Consider the following 19596-nt stretch of genomic DNA (forward strand, 5'->3'; position numbering starts at 1 on the left):
GGGTGGGGTGAACCGGCCCTGTTTCAGCCCGCGTTGGCGGCTGCGCCCGACGCGCCCGCCGCCACGATGGCCTGGAGGATCACCGACTGGATCTGGGCCGGGTCGGTCACCTCGTGGCCCGAGCCGCCGGTCGCCTCGGCGATCTGCCGGGCCTCCTCCTTGTCGGCCTCCGGGCCCACCGCGATCATGATGAGCGGTACCGGCCTTTCAGGGCTGGCGAGTTGCTTCAACTGCTGGACGAGGGCGGAGCGGGAGATGCTGCCCGGGTCCTGGTTGACCCCGTCGGTCAGGATGACCAGCGCGTTGAACTTCCCCTTCACATAGGAGGACGTGGCCGCCTTGTACGCGGCGAGCGTGGTGTCGTAGAGCCCGGTCGCCCCGCCCGGTACCGGCTTCAGCGAGCCGAACGCCGCTGTCAGGGCGTCCCGTTGGGTGCCGTCGCCCGTGCGGTCGCCGAGCCGCTCGGTCGGCACCAGGACGCGGTAGTCCTTGTTGCCGTCGAGCTTCGTCGAGAACTCCCACAGCCCGATCTCGTCCTCGGGCGTGAACGTGGCCAGCGCCTGGAGCAGCGAGCCCTTGGTGACGTCCATGCGCGACTGCCCGGTCCCCGGCACCGACTCCGACATCGAGGCGGACGCGTCGACGACCGTGGTGATCCGCGCGCTCTGCACCGTGATCGTCCAGGTGCCCAGGGCCTCTTGGAGCGCCGCGTCGGAGGCGGGCTCGGCCGCCGCCACGGCGTACGGCTGGGGACTGCTGCCACCGGCCTCGGCGACCACGGCCTTCGGCGCGCTGTCGTCGTCCGTGCGGAAGCCGTACTTCTCCAGGAGTTTGTGCTGCGCGGGCTGGTTCAGAAAGGTCAGGAACCGGATCGCGGCCCGGCTCTGGTCCGTGGTCAACCGCTCCTGGTCGACCAGGTTGTACGGATAGTCGAGCCGCGGGGAGCCGTCCTTCGGATAGAACAGGTCCAGGCTCCCGCCGCTGTCCGCCGACGCGTTGTACGAGAACGCCGACTGCTCGCTCAGCACCAGCGCCTGGTTGCGCTTCGGATTGCCCTGCTCGGTGCCCGAGGAGTCACGCGGCAGGGTGTCCAGCACCTGGCCGTCGGTGTCGGAGATCCGCTGCGACAGCGTCTTCATCATCGCCGCCGCCTGGGTGGCCCCGCCCTTGACCTTCGCCGCGGCCGTGCTCAACTGCGTGAGCGCCAGCAGCCCCGTCGCGCTGCGCGCCGGATCGGCCGCGCCCAGCCGCAGCGAGTCGTCCGTCAGCGTGGCACCGGCCAGGTCCAGCCAGGTGTACGTCTTCTTCGGCCACCCCAGCGACTTCGCGGCGGCGGGGACCATCGCCACCCCGACCGGCGTGGAGGCCACGTTGCCCGCGGCGGTGACCTCCGTGGCGGCGCTGTCGGCGGCCGACGAGACCTCGTTCACCCACAGCTCCGAGTCGGGCACCCACACCTGGACGTCCGGGTGCTTGCCCGCCTTGAGCGTGTCCGCGAACTTGTACGAGTCCTGGGCCGTCACCGAGATGTTCAGGCACTGCCCGTCGGACGTGATGCCCTGGTCACGGGCCTCTCCGGCCGCCGCACGCAGGGCGGGGGCCAGATCGGGGGAGGCGGCGAGCTTCAGCCGTACCGCGTCCTTGCGGCACGAGGAACCGAAGGAGAGCAACCCGCTCTGCACGGCTACGGCGGTACCGCCGGCGACGGTCAGCACGAGGACCGTGGCGACGGCCACCGTACGGCGGCGCGCGCGAGGACGGGGGTCGCTGCCGCCCGCCCGGTACTGATCGGGCAAGCTGTGACGTCCCATGACGGTGGTGCCCCTCCCTGTTGAACCTCGTGCCTCCGTCTCCCCCAACGGCCTGTCGAGCACGATCTTCGTAAGTTCTTTCGAGACCCTAGCGGGACGAAGATGGGCATGAGGCGGGATTTTCGAACTGAAGGCAGGTGCGCAGGTGGAGGCAGGGCAGGTGGCCGAAACTTTTCCGCTGGAGCGGCCCACGCGGCGGATTCTCCGGTCCGAGGCGCTGCTCGTTCTGGGGCTTTCGCTCGGTGCGAGTGGTGTGTCCGCCCTGATCAGTTTTGTCGGATCAGTCACGAAACCGGGCGGCCTCAAGGACCAGGCCGCCACCCTCAACGCCTCGGCCGCGCCGGGCCGTCCCTGGCTGGATCTCGCCTGGCAGCTGTTCGGGATCGCGTCGGCACTCGTCCCCGTCGCCCTCGTCGCGCACTTCCTCCTGCGCGAGGGCGAGAGCCTGCGCACGATCGGCTTCGACCGCACCCGGCCCTGGCCCGACCTGGGCCGCGGGGCCGCGATCGCGGCGGTCATCGGCAGCACCGGCATCGCCTTCTACCTGTCCGCCCGCGGCCTCGGCTTCAACCTCACGGTGGTGCCGGAGGCGCTGCCCGACGTCTGGTGGAAGTACCCGGTCCTGATCCTCTCCGCGATGCAGAACGCGATCCTCGAAGAGGTGATCGTGGTGGGCTATCTCCTGCGCCGCCTCGGCCAGTTGGGCTGGACGCCGGGCACGGCGCTGGTGGCCAGTTCCGTACTGCGCGGTAGCTACCACCTCTACCAGGGCATCGGCGGCTTCGTCGGCAACATGGTGATGGGCGTGGTGTTCGTCTACCTGTACCGCCGTTGGGGCCGCGTGGGCCCCCTGGTGGTGGCGCATTCCCTGCTCGACATCGGGGCGTTCGTCGGCTACGCGCTGCTGGCGGGGAAGGTCGGCTGGCTGCCGACGGCGTAAGTCCCGTGAGGGGCGGTCCCGTTGCGGCTCAGGCGAGCAGCTCGCCGTCGATGACCGTGACCGCCCGCCCGGTCAACAGGGTCCGCCCGCCCCGCAGTTCGGTCCGCACGAGCCCGGAACGGGGCGAGGCCTGGAGCCCCGTGAGGACCGCGCTCCCGAGCCGCTCGGACCAGTACGGAGCCAGCGCCGTGTGCGCGCTGCCGGTGACCGGGTCCTCGTCGATACCGACGTTCGGGAAGAAGCACCGGGACACGAAGTCGTAGCCCCGGGTGGGGTCTTCGGCCCGCGCGGTGGCGATGACGCCGCGCTCGGAGTGGGCGGCGAGCGCCTTGTGGTCGGGTGCCAGTCCTGCGACGGTCTTCTCGTCGGCGAGTTCGATCAGGAGGTCGCCGATGTTCGGGCCGGTGTCGAAGGCGGTGAGCGGCTCGACGCCCAGGGCCTCGGCGACACCGTCCGGGATCTCGACGGCGGTGAGCGGGGCGGTCGGGAAGTCGAGGGTGATCGAACCGTCCTCGGCCGGCGTGGCGATGAGCACCCCGCTCCGCGTGGCGAACCGCACGGGCCCTTCGTGGGCGCCGGTGGTGTGCAGCACATGGGCGGTGGCGAGGGTCGCGTGCCCGCACATCGCGACCTCGGTCGTCGGCGTGAACCACCGCAACGCCCAGTCGGCGTCGCCGCCCTCGGGCAGCCGGTGCGCGAACGCGGTCTCGGCGTGGTTGACCTCCATCGCGATCTTCCGCAGCCGGTCGTCGTCCGCCGGGAAGGCGTCGAGGAGCAGCACCCCGGCCGGGTTGCCGGCGAAGGGGCGGTCGGTGAAGGCGTCCACGATTCGAATCCGCATGCCGCGACGTTAGAGGCTGCGCGGAGCCGCGGGCCAAGGCCAATCCGGGGTCACTGGACCGATGTGCCGGCGGGGCGTTCCGGCTTGCGGGCCAGGAAGGTGGCGTAGGTCCGCTTCGTTCCCTCGGCCGGCTCCTGGACCAGGCGGCCGGTGACCGTGAGTCCGGCCCGGGTGAGTAGCTCGGCGATCCGGTCCGGTGGGAGCAGGTGCGACTCGTAGGAGACGGGGTGGCCGCCGTACGCCCGGGTCGGGCGCCGGAGTTGGCCCTCGCCCACGTGACCGGCCAGCATCAGAAGGCCGCCGGGAGCGAGGACGCGGTGGAACTCGGCGAAGACGACGGGCAGTTGGTCCGGAGGGGTGTGGTGCGTGGAGTAGAAGGCGAGGATGCCGCCGAGCTCGTCGTCCCCGATCGGCGCCGCGGTCATCGAGCCCACGGTGAAGGACAGGTCCGGGTGCGCGTGGCGGGCCAGTTCGATCATCCTCGGGGAGAGGTCGAGGCCGAGGACCGGCACCCCGAGCCCCGCCAGATACGCCGTGACCTTGCCGGGCCCGCACCCCAGATCCGCCACCGGGCCCAGGCCGTCGGCCCGTACAGTCGCCGCGAACGCGGCCAGTGTCGCGCGGGAGATCGGGTCCAACTCGGCCGGTGCCTTGACGAGTTGGGCGTAGTCGGCCGCGACGGTGTCGTACGACTCCCGGATCGCGGTGAGGTAGGAGGGCTGCGTGGTCACGCGGGTGACTCTACGGAGGGAGGCCGTCCGTCCGCCGCTGTCGGTCATGGTCCCGGTCGCGCTCCGGCCCAACTGGCCAGGAGTCGCAGGGATTCCGCGGAGGGCGACCCCGGTTCGGCGGTGAGGACGCCCAGGGTCTGCTCGGAGTCGTCGACGGGGGCGAACGCCTCGTAGCCCAGGACGAGTTCGCCGACGACGGGGTGGTGGAAGCGCTTGGTGCCGTGGGTGCGCTGGAACACGTCGTGGTCGGCCCACCAGCGGCGGAAGTCCGCGTCCTGGACGGAGAGTTCGCCGACGAGCTCGGCCAGGGCGGGGTCGTGCGGGCTACGTCCCGCGTACAGGCGGAGCGAGGCGACGATGCCTCGGGCGGCGTCCTCCCAATCGGCGTACAGGGTACGGAAGGTGTCGTCGAGGAAGACCAGCCGGGCCATGTTGCGGCTGCGGGCGGGCTGGTCCTCGAAGTCCGTGTACAGGGCGCGGGCGAGATGGTTGGCGGCCAGGACGTCCATACGGCGGCCGTAGACGAGGGCGGGGACGTCGGTGAGGCTGTCGAGCAGCAGGCGCAGTCCGGGGCGGACGCTCTGCGGCGGCAGTGCGCGAGGACGGCTGCGGGTCGGTCTGGCGATCCGGAACAGGTGGGCGCGCTCCAACTCGTTCAGCTGCAGGGCGCGGGCGATCGCGTCCAGGACGGACGCGGAGACGTTGAGGTGGCGTCCGCGCTCCAGACGGACGTAGTAGTCGACGCTGACGCCCGCGAGCTGGGCGACCTCCTCGCGCCGTAGGCCAGGAACGCGGCGGGTGCCGGGCAGGGGCGCCAGGCCCGCCTCCTCGGGGGTGATCTTCGCGCGGCGCGAGCGGAGAAAGTCCCGCAGCTCGCTGTTCGGTTCCTGGGCCATGCACCCACCGTAGACCGGGGTGACCTGGGGCGCGGGTGCCCCAAAGGGGGTCTGCTGGACCCCCGGTCGGAGCGGGTCTCCCGCCCCGGCCGCGCGTGGTGCTCGGCTGGTGGAGACAAGCACGCACCTGGAGGGACGTCTGATGAAGCGCAGGATTCTCGGCGGCACCGGTATGTCGGTGAGCGAATACGCGCTCGGCGCGATGATGTTCGGCGCGATGGGCAACACCGACCACGACGAGTCGGTCCGCATGATCCACACGGCACTGGACGCCGGGATCAATCTCGTCGACACCGCCGACGTGTACTCCGGCGGCGAGTCGGAGCTGATCGTGGCCAAGGCGCTGAAGGGCCGCCGCGACGACATCGTCCTGGCCACCAAGTTCGGGCTGCCGATGGGCGAGGACCCCAACCGGCGTGGCGGCTCGGCCCGTTGGATCCACCGCGCGGTGGAGGACAGCCTGCGCCGCCTGGAGACCGACCACATCGACCTGTACCAGATGCACCGCCCGGACCCGCACACCGACCTCGACGAGACCCTCGGCGCGCTGTCGGACCTGGTCCGGGCCGGGAAGGTGCGTGCCGTCGGCGGATCGTTCTTCTCCCCCGAGGAGATCGTGGAGGCGCAGTGGACGGCCGAGCGGCGCGGCCACCACCGGTTCCGCACCGAGCAGCCGCCGTACTCGATCCTCACCCGGGGTGTGGAGAGCCGGGTGCTGCCCACCGCCCAGCGCTACGGCATGGGCGTGCTGACCTTCGGTCCGCTCAACTCCGGGTGGCTCTCGGGCCGTGCGGATCCGACCGGCGGGCACCGCAACGCGGGTCCGGGGGCGAAGATGTTCGATCTCGCCCAGCCGGGCGTGCGGGCCAAGGCCGACGCCGTACGCGAACTGACCGCGCTGGCCGCCGAGGCCGGCCTGCCGCTGCCTCATCTGGCCGTCGCCTTCGTCCGCGCCCATCCGGCGGTCACCGCGGTCCTCATCGGTCCGCGCCGCCCCGAACAACTGGCCGACCTCCTCGCCGCGGCCGACGTGGAACTCGGCGACGACCTCCTCGACCGCATCGACGAGATCGTCCCGCCCGGCGTCGACGTGAATCCCGGCGACTTCTACATCGACCCCACCCCGCCGATCACGGAAAAGCGCCTGCGGCGCCGTTGAAGCCCGCTCGCCGTGGGCCTGTGATCACCGGCCCGTGGGCTTGTGATCACCGGCACAGGCCCACATCACTCCGTCATCACTCCGTCGACTCCAGAATGCGGCCGAGTGTCCGGCGCCCCAGGCCGCTCATCGTCGGATTGGTCTCGACGTAGTACCAGACGAGACCCATCGCCTGTTCGAACGCCCATGCCTTGCCGCGCTCCCACTCCAGATCGTCACAGGCCAGCGTCCGCCGGAGCACCTCCCGCGGGCCCGGCCGCAACAGGTGCCAGGCACTGACCAGATCCAGCGCGGGGTCGGCCGGGCCGAAGCCGCCGGTGTCGAGCACGCCGCTGAGCCGGCCTTCCGAGACCAGTACATTGCCGGGAATCAGGTCACCATGGCTCATCACGTCGGGACTCGTGCGCGGCAACTCCCGGAAACGGCCCCACACTTGGCGCAGTCGGGGCACGTCGAGCAGCCCCTCGCTCTCCTCGAAGCACGTCGCCATCCAGTCGTCGTGGTGGGCGAGAACGCCGCCGCGATAGTCGCCGCTGAAGAGCCGCCCCCGTGTCTCGGCGGCCCGCAGGGCCGCGATGAAGACCGCGAGGTCCTCGGCGAAAGCGTCCGACCCACTCGGGTCGGCATCGGAGGCGACCGCCCCCGGCAGCCATGTCTGGACCGACCACGGCATGGGGTAACCCGCTCCGGGCTTTCCCAGAGCGACGGGTTCCGGGACGGGGAACCGGGACACCCGCGCCAACTCCGCGCTCGCCCGGGCTTCCTGCTCCAGCACCGCCAGCGTCTCGGCGGAATCGGCCAGGCGCAGCGGGAAGCGCGCTGAGAGGTCGTTGCCGATGCGGAAGATCGCGTGGACCGTCCCGGTCGACGACAGGGGGCGGATCGCCTCGCCGCTCCACTGAGGGAACTGTTCCTGGATCAAGGCCGTGATGATCTCGGTGGTCACGTCCACTTGGTCATCGTGCATGGTCATCTCTCGCAGGCTCTTCCACTGGTCCGATGCGAACAGTCCGATGCGAAACGCCGGGAACAGGCGAGATCGGCTGAGGCGACAGCCAGTATTCATGCGCCAGGGTCCGGATCAACCGAGATTTTTTCGCCATCTGATGGGATCTGCGCCGCCGTCAGGGCACGGAAAGAACGACGGAGGGAATGCCAACCACTCGGGCGCCGAAGCCGAGAGACGCTCAGCTCCCGGACGCTTTGCGCGCCCTGAAGGCCGCTGCCTTGACTCGGCTCCGGCAGGCCGGGGAGCAGAAGTGGCGGACCGTATTGCGGGAAGCGTCCACGTACACGCGGTCGCAGTGCGGGGCCGTGCAGACGCCGAGGCGTCCGGCGAGGTCGCTGCCGATCGCCAGCGCGAGGGCGGTGGCACATCCGGCACTCCACCCCACGGAGAGGCTGTCGTCGGAGCCGTGGAAGTGGACCTGCCAGGGCTCGCCGTCGACGCGATCGAGCTGGGGGCGGGCGCCGGCGGCGAGCAGCAGGACGTTCACCAGCTGGGCCGCCTGATCGATGTGGCCGCTGTCGACGGCCTCGAACACCGCCCGCATCCGCTGGGCGGTGTGGGCGAGATGGGCGGCGTGGCCCGGCTCGACCGTGGAGCGCAGCGGCGTAGGAGGCAGCGCCTCGTGCACCGCCTGCGGGAGCTGATCCCCGTGCGGAGCGGTGTAGGGGCGACCCTGTCGGGTGCCGTCGGTCAGCGTATTCACGAGGGAGACGGCCGCGTCGAGCAGCGTCACCACGTGACCGTCGAACATCACTTGACCGGTCACTCCTTCGGCCTTTAGCGTGCGTGCGCAACCGACGATAGCCGTTTCGTCGGTCACGCACGAGGGGCTTCGGTGAGGTCTGCACAGGGCGGGAAGGACTTGCCGCGCGCGGTGCGGTTGCTGATTGCGGCGCGGGCGGTGAACCGGCTGGGGGCGTTCTCCCTGCCGTTCCTCACCGTGCTGATCACGACGCGTTTCGGTGCCGGCACCGTCGTCGCCGGGTACATCGGTGCCGCCTTCGGGCTCGCGACGATTCCCTCGCGTCTGGTCGGTGGTCGCCTGGCCGACCGTATCGGCCGACGGCGCACGATCGTGGCCGGGCTGACCGCGTGCGCGGTGGCGCAACTGGGCATCGCCTCGTCCGACGGTCTGGTGGCGGCGGCCTGCTTCGCGGTGCTGATGGGATTGGCCTTCGAAATCTACGAGCCGCCCAGCCAGGCGATGATCGCGGATGTCGTGGCGCCGGGTGAACAGGTCCGCGTCTACGGCCTGTTGAACGCGGCGCTGGCAGTGGCCGGGATGGGCGCGGGCCTTCTGGCGGCCGGGCTGGGGCGCTGGGACCTGCGGTGGCTCTTCGTGGTCGATGCGATCACCTGTCTGCTCTGCGCGCTGACCGTGCACCTGGTCCTGCCCGCGGACCGCCCCTCCGCGACAGCGGCAACAGAGCACGCGGTCACCGTCGCCCCCTGGCGAGATCGCTCGTTGCTCGTGATGCTCGCGGCGGGGACGCTGTTCGCGGTGGTCTACCTCCAGATCATGATCTCGCTGCCGCTGTCCCTGGAACTCCGCGGACTGCAACCGGCCGACGCCGGGCTGCTGTTCACCACGTCCGCCGTCACCATCGCCGCCGCGCAGCCACTGTCGCGGCTCGAACGACTCGCCACACTCCCGGCACCCGCCGCCTTCGCCGGCGGCTATCTCCTGCTGGCGCTGGGGCTTGCCGGATACGCTCTCGCCCACGGCCTGGTCGCCTACGTCGCGGCCACCATCGTGTGGAGCGTGGGCGACCTGCTCCTCGTGGGCCGCGCCTACGCACTCGTCGCCGGCATGGCCCCCGCCGGAGGGAAGGGGCGCTACCTGGCGGTCTACGGCACGAGTTGGGGCATCGGCGGGATCGTCGCCCCGCTCATCGGCACACAACTGCTTGAGCGTGCCGGAACTCTCGGGTTGTGGTGCGCCATGTCCTGTGCGTGTCTGATCCTCGCGGCCCTGCATCCTGCCTGGATCCGCACCGCCGCCGACGGCCGTGAACGGGACGCGACGCCCACTCGGGATCAGGCTGCCCGTCCGTAGCCGGCGGCTCGCGAGCGGGTCCTCGCTCAGTACTTCGAGTCGGCGGTTCCACCTCTGCCGAAGAGGCTCTCCGCGACTCTGTCGGGAATCTTGAGATCCGGGGTCACCTTCCTTGATGCCACCACAGCGCAGCCGACCATTTACATAAACTGTGAATATAAAATTGCTATGCTTCGGGCGTGAGTCGTCACGACACCGCTCCTGGCGCGTCCGCCGCCATCGGGGCAGCCCTCTACGGCCTGGCCACCAGGGCCGCGAGACGCCTGCCCCGGGACATGAGCCTGACGTCCGCCGCCACCCTGGCCACCCTGGACCGGACCGGCCCGCGGCGCATCACCGATCTGGCCGCGGTCGAGGGCGTCACCCAGCCCGCGATGACCGCCCTGGTCCGGGTGATGGAGGAGTCCGGACTGGTCGAGCGGCGGGGCGACGCGTCCGACAAGCGGGTCACGCTGGTGTGCCTGACCGAGGCCGGCTCCTCCTATGTCCGGACGCGGCGCCAGGCGGGCGTCCACGGGTTCGAGCGGTTGATCGGCGAGCTCACCGGCGACGAGGTCGAGGCGCTGGTGGCGGCCCTTCCGGCGCTGAGGCATCTGGCAGAGCTCGAAGTTCAGGACCGGGAAAGGCCGAAGAAGTGACCGGGCAGCCGGTCGGCGGGGGTGCGGTGAAGGCGTTCCCGGTGGCGCGTTCCGAGGCGCGGCTGCTGGTCCCCGCCCTGATGTTCATCGCTCTGGTCGTGGCGGCGGTCGCCAGCCTCGGGACGCCGCTCATCACCAGCGTGGCGACCTCGTTCCACGTCTCGCTCGGCAGCGCGCAGTGGACGCTGACCGTCGCGCTGCTCAGCGGCGCCGTCGCCACTCCTGTCCTGGGCCGGCTCGGAGCCGGTCCGCACCGGCGGGCCACGATCCTCGCCACGCTGGCGGTCGTCGCCGGCAGCGCGCTCACCGTGCTGCCGCTGCCGTTCGCGTGGCTGCTGGCCGGCCGGGCGGCCCAGGGCGTCGGGCTCGGGCTGACGGCGCTGATGATGGGCGTGGCCCGGGACCACCTCCCCGAGGAGCGCGGCGCGGCCGTGATCGCCCTGATCTCGGTGGTCTCGATCATCGGGGCCGGCGTCGGCTACCCGCTGGCCGCACTGCTCGCCGAGCTCGGCGGGGTACGGGCCGCCTACGGCCTCGGCCTGGTCGTCACCGCCGCCGCCCTCCTGACCGCGTGGCGCTCCATGCCCGAAGCCCCCGAAGGCCGCTCCGCCCACGTGGACGTGGCAGGCGCGGTCGTCCTGGCCGCCGCGCTGCTCCTGGTGCTGTTCCTCGCCGGCGAACGGAATCTGTGGAGCCGGCACCTCGCGGTGGCGGCGGGCCTCGCCGTCGTCGCGGTGGTGCTGCTGGGCGTCTGGGCCGTCATGGAGCTGCGCAGCACGACGCCCCTGGTCGATGTGCGGGCGGTGCGGCACCCGGCGGTCGCCGGGGCGAACCTCGCCATGTTCGTCGGCGGGATCGGCATGTACCTCCTGCTCACGCTCATCACCCGGTACGCGCAGACGCCGCACGGCGCCGGCTACGGCTTCGGGCTGACGACCTTCGTCGCCGGACTGGTCCTCGTCCCGTTCTCGGTGCTGGGGTTCGTCGCCGGCAAGCTCACGCCGCGGGTCCGGACGCGGATCGCCGACCCCCTGCTCCTGGCCGGCAGCGCCGTCGTGGTCGGCGGCGGGTTCGTCCTGTTCGCGGCGGCCCGGTCGGACCTGGCCGAACTGTTCGCGGCGATGGGCGTGCTCGGCCTCGGCGTCGGGGGCTTCTCGGCCGCGATGCCCGGAGTCATCCTGGCCGTCACCCCCAAGAGCGAGACGTCGAGCGCCATGAGCTTCAACTACGTCGTCCGCAGCGTCGGTTACTCCCTGGGCAGCGCCATCGGCGGCCTGATCCTCGCCGCGGGCACCGGCCCCGGCCACCTCTTCCCCGACGACAGCGCCTACACCACCGCCGCGCTGGTCGGCATCGGCGCCATGGTGATCACGACGCTGACAAGCCTCGCGCTCGCCCGTCGACGCTCGTCCGAGACCACCCCGTAAGTCAGATGCACTCATCCCGACACTGGAGGTTCCATGCCCAAGGGCTACTGGGTCAGCGCCTACCGCACCGTTTCAGACCCCGAGAAGCTGGCTGCCTACAACAAGCTGGCCGCTCCGGCCGTCAAGGCCGGGGGCGGCCGGGTCCTCGTCCGTGGCGGTCGGGTCGTGGCGCATGACGCCGGAATCGCCGAGCGCACCGTCCTGATCGAGTTCGACAGCTACGAGCAGGCCGTCGCGGCGCACGAGAGTGCGGCCTACCAGGAGGCGCTGGTCGCCCTCTCCGACGGCGTCGAGCGCGACTTCCGTATCGTCGAAGGCATCGACTGACCGAGGTCCGGTCGGATCTTCACTGAAGTTCGGATCTTCACTGACGTCAGGGGGACCGCGCCCTCCCCGTGCCGTTCGGCGACCAGCTTCTCGGCCTGCCGGATCACGCGGGTGCGGGTCCCCCTCGACGAGTCCCCCTGTGCGGTCCTCCAGGACCGCCGCGACCGGGCACTCGTCCACCCGGCCGGTGCCGGGCGCCATTCGAGGATCGAAGTCCATCGCGCTCGCGTGATCCCGCTCCAGCCAGGACTCGAAATCGGCCGCCGTGACCCTGCTGCTTCGCGGCTCCCCCTGATCAGTGCGACGAGCCCCGCTTCACAGCGACCGGACAACAGAGCAGTTCGGCAGGGGGTTGCCATGCGAACAGTTCCGATATATCGTTGACGCATCGCGACAGATCAACGATGGAATGGAGTGATTGCGATGCGTACCCACGGATACGAGCGTGGACATGGACAGGACGGCCCCTTCCGGCGCGGCCGGGGTGGCCCCGACGGGCGGCGTGGGGCTTTCGGACCCTTCGGGCCCGGTGGTCCGGGCGGTCCCGGTGGCCCCGGCTTCGGACCGGGCTTCGGTCCCGGCCCCTGGGGTGGACGAGGGCGCGGCGGCCCGAGGGGCGGCCGGGCGCGGCGCGGTGACGTACGCGCGTCGATCCTGGCCCTCCTCAAGGACCGGCCGATGCACGGCTACGAGATGATCCAGGAGATCGCCGAGCGCAGCGGCGGCGCGTGGAAGCCGAGCCCCGGCTCGGTCTACCCCACCCTGCAGCTGCTGGAGGACGAGGGCCTGATCGTCAGTGAGTCGGAGGGCGGCAAGAAGCTCTTCGCCCTCACCGAGGCCGGCCGTACCGCGGCCGAAGAGGGCCCGGACGCCCCCTGGGAAGAGGCTTCCCGCGGTGTCGACTGGGAGGCCCTCACCGAGATCCGCCAGGCCGGCTTCGGTCTGATGGAGGCCTTCGGCCAGGTCTGGAAGACCGGCAGCAAGGAGCAGCGCGAGAAGGCGCTGACCGTCATCAACGACGCCCGCAAGAAGCTGTACCTGATCCTGGCCGACGAGGACTGATGTCCCCGGCGCCGGAAGAAGCGGCAGGCCAAGGCGCCCCACGGAGCTTCCGTGGGGCGTCTTTCCTGTGCGCGTTCCCGTTCCTGCGGTGCCCCGGTGCTTTCCTCAGGCCACCAGCCCGGCCAGTTTGCGCAGCGATTCGTTCAGAGCGGCCGTCCCCGAGTCCTTCAGCTTGCCCGCCATCAACGACACCGCCGCGCCCGTGAACTCGCCGTCGATACGGACCGTCGTGGCGTCGCCGTCGGGTGTGAGCGTGTAGCGCGTGGCGACGTTCACCGCCATCGGCCCCTTGCCGCGGATGGCCAGCACCCGGGCCGGTTCCAACTCCGCGATGGTCCACTCGACTTCGGCCGGGAAGCCCATCAGCTTCATGTTCTCCTGGAAGGTCCCGCCCACGGCGAGTTCCTCCGGGCCGCCCTTGGGGAAGTTGGTGTGCGTCGCGTTCCACTCGCCGTACGCGGACCAGTCCGTGAGTTGTGCCCACACCTTCTCGGCCGGGGCCTCGATGCGTGCCTCCGCGCTGATTTCGGCCATGCGACCACCTCTTCGTATCGGGCTACGGTGTCGCGGAACGTAGCCGCAGGGCGCGCAACATTCAATACTGATGAACCGTCAGGAATTGTGCGTGTGCGCCCACTTGCGTCGTTCAGCCCACCCGCCGTATCACCGCCGCGTCGAACAGGTCCCACGCGCGCGGGTGGGCGCTCTCGTCGTGACAGTGCCACGCGTCCCAGAACAGGTCGGCGGGCAGCGCGTCCTCCGGGGCGTAGACCCGGTACACGTACTGCCTGCCGTCGACCGCCGGCAGAGCCACCAGCCAGCACCTGCTCTCCATGTTCGCGAAAGACGTACGCCGGGTGCAGGGCGGTTGCGTACGGGGCGCGCGGTAGACCGGCGTGCGCCTCTCGAGGTCAAGGGGCGTGATCTCATCCGTAAGGAGGAGATTGCGTCGCCCCGGGTCCACTTTGTGTGGGACGACGAAATGCAACCCTCCGGGGATGCCCTCGAAGCGGGGGACTGATGGGGTAGGAGAGTGCAACCCCGTATCCCCAGGCAGTCGGTCCACGAGCAGGGCATCCACCGCGCGGACAACGATGCCAGGCTCAGTGCAGAGCTGGCAGCGGTGGTCGCCGGTGCGCGCCGCCGGGCCCTGCGGGACGGGGACCGGCAGATCGACACGGCCCATCTGCTGCACAGCCTCCTGGAGTCGGACCCCGAGGCGCGCGCCGTCTTCGGCGACGGCCCGCAGATCGCCCGACTGCTCGGCTACCTCGTCCAACGCAGCATCGGCTACGGCCTCCGGTGGCAGGGCTCGGTCGAGGACTCCGGCGCGATCCCCGTGATCCCCGTGGCGGAAGGCTGGTCACCACTGGCCGCCGATGCGCTGGAGTACGCCTGCGAGCGCGCGGAGCTCCGCGGCGACGACCTGGCGAGCGGCATGGACCTCCTCGCCACGATCGTCGCGGACCCCGGGTCGCGTGCCGTGGAGGTCCTCCATCGCGCCGGCATCGAGTCCCCCGAGGTGCTGATCTGGATCGAGGGCCGCTCGGGGGAGTACGTCGGGGGCGGCGGCGAGACGGGCTGCTGAGCCGAGCCGCACGCATGCCCCGGCCCGCCGGGTGCCCTGGTAAGGGGCTCGTCCATCACCTGAGACAGGTGTCAACAGGGGTGACGCTCATGTCGTCCCCTGTCATCATGTGGCCGTGCATACGTCTGAGAGCAGTGCGGCCGGCGGTGGTGCGGGTGGCGGCAAGGGTGTCGGGCTCGGCCTGGCGCTCGGGTCCGCGTTGGCCTTCGGCGGGTCCGGGGTCGCGGCGAAACCGCTGATCGAGGCGGGGCTCGACCCGCTGCACGTGGTGTGGCTGCGGGTGGCCGGCGCGGCCCTCGTGATGCTGCCCCTCGCCGTACGCCACCGCTCGCTCGTCCGCCGTCGCCCCGCGCTGCTCCTCGGGTTCGGGCTGCTCGCCGTGGCCGGTGTCCAGGCCTGCTACTTCGCCGCGATATCCCGCATACCCGTCGGCGTCGCCCTGCTCGTGGAGTACCTCGCACCCGCCCTCGTACTCGGCTGGGTGCGGTTCGTGCAGCGGCGTCCCGTCACCCGTGCCGCCGCGCTCGGCGTGGTCCTCGCGGCCGGCGGTCTCGCCTGTGTCGTCGAGGTGTGGTCGGGTCTGAGCTTCGACGCCGTGGGACTGCTGCTCGCGCTCGGCGCCGCCTGCTGCCAGGTCGGCTACTTCGTCCTGTCCGACCAGGGCAGCGACGCCGGCGCGGAGGCCCCCGACCCGCTCGGCGTGATCGCCTACGGCCTGCTCGTCGGCGCCCTCGTCCTCACCGCGGTGGCCCGCCCCTGGACCATGGACTGGTCCGTCCTCAAGGGCGACGCCCACATGAACGGCACCGCGGTCCCGGCCGCCGTCCTGCTCGCCTGGATCGTCCTGATCGCCACGGTCCTGGCGTACGTCACCGGAGTCGTCTCCGTCCGCCGCCTCTCCCCGCAGGTCGCGGGCGTCGTGGCCTGCCTCGAAGCGGTCATCGCGACCGTCCTGGCCTGGGTCCTGCTCGGCGAACACCTCTCCGCGCCGCAGATCGTCGGGGGAGCGGTGGTCCTGCTGGGCGCCTTCATCGCCCAGTCCTCCGCCCCCACGAAGGGCTCCGAGGAGCCGGTGGCCAGCGGCGGCCCCGAAAGGGAGTTGTCCCGCCGAGGCACGGCCGCCTAGCGCCTGCCGGCGGAGCAGGTCGCGGGGAAACGGAGACGTCCGTGATAGGCGTCGGTGAACCCGGAGGGCGTGACGACGCGATGGGCCCCTGCGGAGACGGTTCGCCCGTGCGGGAGCCGACGACCGACGGCCGACGACGACGCGGCTGGGGTCCCCACGTCCTTGAGACGGCGGGGGAGTGCGTGCCCCGCCCCGCCTCTGCGGACACGGCCCAGCGGAACGCACTCGTCCTTCCGGGGTGAGGAGAGATCCCGTCAGCCCTGCCGCCGACGCAGCAGATGCTCACGGGCCACCGCGTCCCGGGGACCACCCCGCTCCACGAGCCCCGCCGCGATCCGGTCCTGGACCTCGGTCGACCGCTTGCCCGCGTACTTGAACTTCGCCCGCACGCCGGTCACTTCGAGCCGCACCACCCGGATACCGGACAACAGCCGTCCGTACGGCGGCTCGCCCGCGAGGACCGTCGACGAGCCGCCCTCGGGCTGGAAGTGCCCGACCTGGTGGTCGAGGAGGGGTGCCATCTCGGCGGGATCGTCCACCAGGTGGGCGGTGCAACGGAGTTGGACCGCCGCGTAGAAGCTGGTCGGTACGCCGTGCTCGGTCGGGCCGTCCGGTTCCGCCTGCCAGGGGCCGGGGACGTAGACGTAGTCGTCGACGACGCTCAGGACCACCTGCGGGGCCGCCTCCAGCGCGGGCAACAGGGGGTTGGCGCGGGCGAGATGGGCGATCGCCTCGCCTCGCCCGGGGTCGTAGGCGAAGTGGAGCGGTTGGACGAACGGGGGTTCACCGGAAGGGCCGTTGACGGCCAGTTGGCCGAAGTCGTGGGCGGCGAGCCAGTGTTGCCACTCGGTGTCGTGCTGGGGTGCGTCCCAGGGGTGGATGAGCATCACAACGCGGCGAGGTAATCGGGGAGTTCGGTGCCGGGGGCCAGGTCGTCGTTCGGGAGCGGGGCTCCGTAGGAGGGGTGGAGAGGGACCACGCCGGCCCAGTGCGGGAGGTCCAGGTCCTCGGGGTCGTCGTTCGCGCCGCCGGTGCGGAGCTTGGCGGAGACCTGGTCGAGGTCGAGGCGGATCACCATCGTGGCGGCGAGTTCCTTCTTGTTGGCGGGTCGCGAGTCCGCCGACCGGCCCGGCACGACGTGGTCGACCAGCGCGTCCAGCGCCGTCCGCTTCTCCTCCGGGTCCGTCACCTGGTGGGCGATGCCGTGCACCACCACGGAGCGGTAGTTGATCGAGTGGTGGAACGCGGAACGGGCCAGCACCAGACCGTCGACGTGCGTGACCGTCAGACACACCGGGAGCCCCGGATCGGCCTGCCCGGTCATCCGCAGCGGGCGCGCACCCGTCGAACCGTGCACGTACAGCCGCTCGCCGACCCGCCCGTACAGCGTCGGCAGCACGACCGGCGCCCCGTCGCGCACGAAGCCGAGGTGGCAGACGTACGCCTGGTCGAGTATCGCGTGCACCAACTCCTTGTCGTACGACGCCCGGTCCGCGGAGCGCGTGGGGACGGTGCGGTCGGTGGGCGTGTAGGCGGCGGCGGGCGGTGACGTCGGCTGCGCGGTGGTCCCCGGCATGTTCTCTCCAGGTGCTGATCGCTGGTTGCTATTCGTATTGCACTAGTGCATAGTGTGCTTTGTGCTAGGAGGATATCGGATCGAAGGGCGGCGTGCAGCGGACATCGCGGCGGACGTCGAGCGCGCGGTCGGTGCGGGCGAGCTGGAGCCCGGGCAACTGCTGCCGCCCATGCGGGAGTTGGCCGTAGAGCTGGGAGTGAACCCGAACACGGTCGCGGCCGCGTACCGGACGTTGCGGGAGCGCGGGGTCATCGAGACCGCCGGGCGCCGGGGCAGCCGGGTACGGCCCAAGCCGGCCACGACCGGGCGCGAGCACATCCGGGTGGACGTACCGGCGGGGGTGCGCGATGTGTCGCACGGCAACCCGGACCGGGCGCAACTGCCCTCGCTCGCCCGCGCGTTCACCTTCGCCGCCGAACAGTCCGACCGCGAACCGGTCATGTACGGCGACGCCCCGGTCGAGCCGGAGCTGGCACGCATCGCCCGGACCGAACTGGACGCGGACGGGGTCCCGGCGGGCCCCGTGGCCGTCGGCTCCGGCTCGCTGGACGTCATCGAGCGCGTCCTCAGCGCCCATCTGAAGCCCGGGGACACCGTCGCGGTCGAGGACCCCGGGTGGGGCAGCCTGCTCGATCTCGTACCGGCGCTCGGGCTGCGCGTGACCCCTGTCGGAGTCGACGACGAGGGGCCGCTCCCCGACGACGTGCGCACCGCGCTGGAGTCCGGCGCGCGGGCCCTGATCGTCACGGACCGGGCGCAGAACCCCACCGGAGCGGTGGTGAGCGCCACGCGCGCGCGTGCGCTGCGTTCCGTGCTGCGGGCCCACCCGGAGATCCTGCTGATCGAGGACGACCACGGCCACGGCATCGTCGACCAGCCCCTGCACCCCTTGGCCGGTGCCACCCGCGCCTGGGCCTTCGTCCGCTCGGCGGCCAAGGCGTACGGCCCCGATCTACGCCTCGCCGTGCTCACCGGCGACGCCGTCACCCTCGACCGCGTCCGCGGCCGGCAACGGCTGGGCCCGGGCTGGGTCAGCCGCCTCACTCAACGGGCCGTGGCCCGGCTGTGGGCCGACGGCGCGGTCGACACCCCGGCGGTGGCGGCCGCGTACGGCGCCCGCCGGGACGCGCTGATCGCCGCGCTCGCCGAACGCGGGGTCGCGGCCCACGGCATGAGCGGCCTCAACGTGTGGATCCCGGTGCCGGACGAGACCGGCGCGGTCTCCCGTCTCCTCCACGCCGGTTGGGCCGTGGCCCCCGGCGCCCGCTTCCGGCTGAGCGCGCCTCCCGGCATCCGCGTCACCGTCTCGACCCTGACACCGGAGGAGACGGACGACCTGGCGGAGGCGATCGCCTCGGCCTGCGGATCGATGCCGATGCGGGGGTACGCGTAGGTTCGGGGTACCGGTAGAGGCTCCGCGCACGGGGCTCCGCGGGCCCGCCTAGCGCCCCGCCGTACGCCTCACCTGGGTAAGTCCCGCACCCGCAAGCACAATTACCGCCCCGACCGGTGTCGACCAGGTCAACGACTCGCCCAGGATCGCGACGCCCGCCGCCGTGGCGATGACCGGGATGAAGTACGTGACCATCTGGGCGGTCGTGGGGCCGACCTCGGCGACCAGGCCGTACTGGAGGAGGACGGCAAGTCCCGTGCCCAGGGCGCCCAGTGTGGCGATCGCCAGCAGGGGGAGGAGCGGGAAGCGGGCTGGCACCGAGGTGAACAGCGGTGTGATGACGGCCAGTTGGAGGGTCGCCAGGAGCAACTGGGCGCCGGTCAGGGAGAGATGGGATGCGTCGGTGCCCGCCAGGGTGCGGCGGACGTAGATCCAGCCGATCGGATAGCTGAGCGAGGCCAGCAGGGCCATCGCCGTGCCCGTGGCGTCCAGGCCGTGGAAGCCCTGCCAGGCGCCCAGGACCGTCAGGACGCCCAGGAAGCCCAGGCCCAGACCGGCCACGCGGACGCGGGTCGGGCGGTCCTCGGAGAGGGCGACCAGGGACAGTGCCATGCCCCACAGCGGCGAGGTCGCGTTGCAGATGCCCGCGAGTGTGGACGGGATCGTCAGCTCCGAGTAGGCGAAGAGCGAGAACGGCAGCGCGTTGAGCAGGAACGCGGCGACCGCCAGATGGGCCCAGGTGCGTGCGCCCCGGGGCAGCCGCTCGCGCTTCACGGCCATCGCCGCCGCGAGCACCGCCGTCCCGAACAGCAGCCGCCCGAACGTCACTTGGAAGGGTGCGTAGCCGTGTGTGCCCACCTTGATGAGCAGAAAGCTGAAGCCCCAGATGAGGGAGAGCGCCCCGAACCGCAGCCGCCAGTCGAGTGCGCGGCGGGGGAGGGGAGGGGCGGGGTCGGTGGTGTCCCGGGTCTGCTTGCGGGGCGCTGCGGTGGGCACGGCACTGGTCATGGGTACCA

Annotated in this window: 21 protein-coding genes; 10 read left to right on the forward strand and 11 right to left on the reverse strand. The window is 71.4% G+C overall.

Annotated elements, in window-relative coordinates:
• Window positions 1-23 precede the first annotated feature (23 nt).
• Window positions 24-1811 carry a substrate-binding and VWA domain-containing protein gene (locus JHN63_RS25055; RefSeq protein ID WP_200684405.1) on the reverse strand — a complete coding sequence of 596 codons (1788 nt, stop codon included), beginning with the start codon at window positions 1809-1811 and terminating at the stop codon, window positions 24-26.
• A gap of 160 nt (window positions 1812-1971) precedes the next feature.
• Between JHN63_RS25055 and JHN63_RS25060 the strand changes: the two genes are divergently transcribed.
• Window positions 1972-2751: a CPBP family intramembrane glutamic endopeptidase gene (locus JHN63_RS25060; protein ID WP_200684407.1), complete on the forward strand. Its 780-nt coding sequence runs from the start codon at window positions 1972-1974 to the stop codon at window positions 2749-2751.
• Window positions 2752-2779: 28 nt separating this feature from the next.
• On the opposite strand, the gene JHN63_RS25065 is transcribed toward JHN63_RS25060, so the two are convergent.
• From JHN63_RS25065 to JHN63_RS25075, 3 genes are read right to left on the reverse strand one after another with little or no spacing between them, the layout of a single operon-like run.
• A complete protein-coding gene (locus JHN63_RS25065) occupies window positions 2780-3592 on the reverse strand; it encodes a PhzF family phenazine biosynthesis protein (RefSeq protein ID WP_200684409.1) in 813 nt (270 codons plus the stop codon).
• Window positions 3593-3642: 50 nt separating this feature from the next.
• A complete protein-coding gene (locus JHN63_RS25070) occupies window positions 3643-4323 on the reverse strand; it encodes a class I SAM-dependent methyltransferase (protein ID WP_307781974.1) in 681 nt (226 codons plus the stop codon).
• A 44-nt stretch (window positions 4324-4367) separates the two neighbouring features.
• Window positions 4368-5219, reverse strand: coding sequence for a helix-turn-helix domain-containing protein (locus tag JHN63_RS25075; protein WP_200684413.1), 852 nt, complete (start codon window positions 5217-5219; stop codon window positions 4368-4370).
• A 142-nt stretch (window positions 5220-5361) separates the two neighbouring features.
• Between JHN63_RS25075 and JHN63_RS25080 the strand changes: the two genes are divergently transcribed.
• Window positions 5362-6378, forward strand: a complete 1017-nt coding sequence (locus JHN63_RS25080) for an aldo/keto reductase (protein WP_200684422.1) — start codon at window positions 5362-5364, stop codon at window positions 6376-6378.
• A 76-nt stretch (window positions 6379-6454) separates the two neighbouring features.
• Here the strand turns inward: JHN63_RS25080 and JHN63_RS25085 are convergent, their stop codons facing one another.
• Together JHN63_RS25085 and JHN63_RS25090 are read right to left on the reverse strand one after the other, a co-directional pair.
• On the reverse strand, window positions 6455-7351 hold the full coding sequence (locus tag JHN63_RS25085) for an aminoglycoside phosphotransferase family protein (protein WP_200684424.1): 897 nt from the start codon (window positions 7349-7351) through the stop codon (window positions 6455-6457).
• Window positions 7352-7565: 214 nt separating this feature from the next.
• The gene (locus JHN63_RS25090; RefSeq protein WP_200684426.1) at window positions 7566-8138 is read right to left on the reverse strand and encodes a CGNR zinc finger domain-containing protein; all 573 of its coding nucleotides are present in this window, start codon (window positions 8136-8138) and stop codon (window positions 7566-7568) included.
• A gap of 123 nt (window positions 8139-8261) precedes the next feature.
• On the opposite strand from JHN63_RS25090, the gene JHN63_RS25095 reads away from it, so the two are divergent.
• From JHN63_RS25095 to JHN63_RS25115, 5 genes are all read left to right on the forward strand, one after another.
• The gene (locus tag JHN63_RS25095; RefSeq protein ID WP_307781975.1) at window positions 8262-9443 is read left to right on the forward strand and encodes an MFS transporter; all 1182 of its coding nucleotides are present in this window, start codon (window positions 8262-8264) and stop codon (window positions 9441-9443) included.
• 275 nt (window positions 9444-9718) lie between these two features.
• Entirely contained in the window at window positions 9719-10081 is a 363-nt protein-coding gene (locus JHN63_RS25100) for a MarR family transcriptional regulator (protein ID WP_200684464.1), read from the forward strand.
• On the forward strand, window positions 10078-11508 hold the full coding sequence (locus JHN63_RS25105; RefSeq protein WP_200684428.1) for an MFS transporter: 1431 nt from the start codon (window positions 10078-10080) through the stop codon (window positions 11506-11508). The genes JHN63_RS25100 and JHN63_RS25105 overlap by 4 nt, the downstream gene beginning before the upstream one ends.
• Window positions 11509-11541: 33 nt before the next feature.
• Window positions 11542-11835 carry a DUF1330 domain-containing protein gene (locus JHN63_RS25110; RefSeq protein WP_200684430.1) on the forward strand — a complete coding sequence of 98 codons (294 nt, stop codon included), beginning with the start codon at window positions 11542-11544 and terminating at the stop codon, window positions 11833-11835.
• A gap of 423 nt (window positions 11836-12258) precedes the next feature.
• Window positions 12259-12897: a PadR family transcriptional regulator gene (locus JHN63_RS25115; protein ID WP_200684432.1), complete on the forward strand. Its 639-nt coding sequence runs from the start codon at window positions 12259-12261 to the stop codon at window positions 12895-12897.
• 105 nt (window positions 12898-13002) lie between these two features.
• Here the strand turns inward: JHN63_RS25115 and JHN63_RS25120 are convergent, their stop codons facing one another.
• Together JHN63_RS25120 and JHN63_RS25125 are read right to left on the reverse strand one after the other, a co-directional pair.
• The gene (locus JHN63_RS25120) at window positions 13003-13431 is read right to left on the reverse strand and encodes an SRPBCC family protein (protein WP_200684433.1); all 429 of its coding nucleotides are present in this window, start codon (window positions 13429-13431) and stop codon (window positions 13003-13005) included.
• Between the two features lie 112 nt (window positions 13432-13543).
• Complete coding sequence (locus JHN63_RS25125; RefSeq protein ID WP_019071081.1) at window positions 13544-13711, reverse strand: hypothetical protein; 168 nt, start codon at window positions 13709-13711, stop codon at window positions 13544-13546.
• A 219-nt stretch (window positions 13712-13930) separates the two neighbouring features.
• Here JHN63_RS25125 and JHN63_RS25130 point away from each other — a divergent pair, with 219 nt between their 5' ends.
• Together JHN63_RS25130 and JHN63_RS25135 are read left to right on the forward strand one after the other, a co-directional pair.
• Window positions 13931-14485 (forward strand): Clp protease N-terminal domain-containing protein, encoded by a 555-nt coding sequence (locus JHN63_RS25130; protein ID WP_200684435.1) that lies wholly within the window; start codon window positions 13931-13933, stop codon window positions 14483-14485.
• 109 nt (window positions 14486-14594) lie between these two features.
• Window positions 14595-15611 (forward strand): DMT family transporter, encoded by a 1017-nt coding sequence (locus tag JHN63_RS25135; RefSeq protein WP_200684436.1) that lies wholly within the window; start codon window positions 14595-14597, stop codon window positions 15609-15611.
• 254 nt (window positions 15612-15865) lie between these two features.
• Here the strand turns inward: JHN63_RS25135 and JHN63_RS25140 are convergent, their stop codons facing one another.
• Both JHN63_RS25140 and JHN63_RS25145 read right to left on the reverse strand, forming a co-directional pair.
• A complete protein-coding gene (locus JHN63_RS25140) occupies window positions 15866-16498 on the reverse strand; it encodes an FMN-binding negative transcriptional regulator (protein WP_200684437.1) in 633 nt (210 codons plus the stop codon).
• The gene (locus JHN63_RS25145) at window positions 16498-17187 is read right to left on the reverse strand and encodes a pyridoxamine 5'-phosphate oxidase family protein (RefSeq protein WP_200684439.1); all 690 of its coding nucleotides are present in this window, start codon (window positions 17185-17187) and stop codon (window positions 16498-16500) included. The genes JHN63_RS25140 and JHN63_RS25145 overlap by 1 nt, the downstream gene beginning before the upstream one ends.
• A gap of 61 nt (window positions 17188-17248) precedes the next feature.
• On the opposite strand from JHN63_RS25145, the gene JHN63_RS25150 reads away from it, so the two are divergent.
• Entirely contained in the window at window positions 17249-18580 is a 1332-nt protein-coding gene (locus JHN63_RS25150; protein ID WP_200684447.1) for an aminotransferase class I/II-fold pyridoxal phosphate-dependent enzyme, read from the forward strand.
• Window positions 18581-18628: 48 nt separating this feature from the next.
• Here the strand turns inward: JHN63_RS25150 and JHN63_RS25155 are convergent, their stop codons facing one another.
• Entirely contained in the window at window positions 18629-19588 is a 960-nt protein-coding gene (locus JHN63_RS25155; RefSeq protein WP_234477656.1) for a DMT family transporter, read from the reverse strand.
• Between the last annotated feature and the right edge of the window lie 8 nt (window positions 19589-19596).

The sequence above is a fragment of the Streptomyces sp. MBT65 genome (assembly GCF_016612545.1).
Taxonomy (GTDB): Bacteria; Actinomycetota; Actinomycetes; order Streptomycetales; family Streptomycetaceae; genus Streptomyces.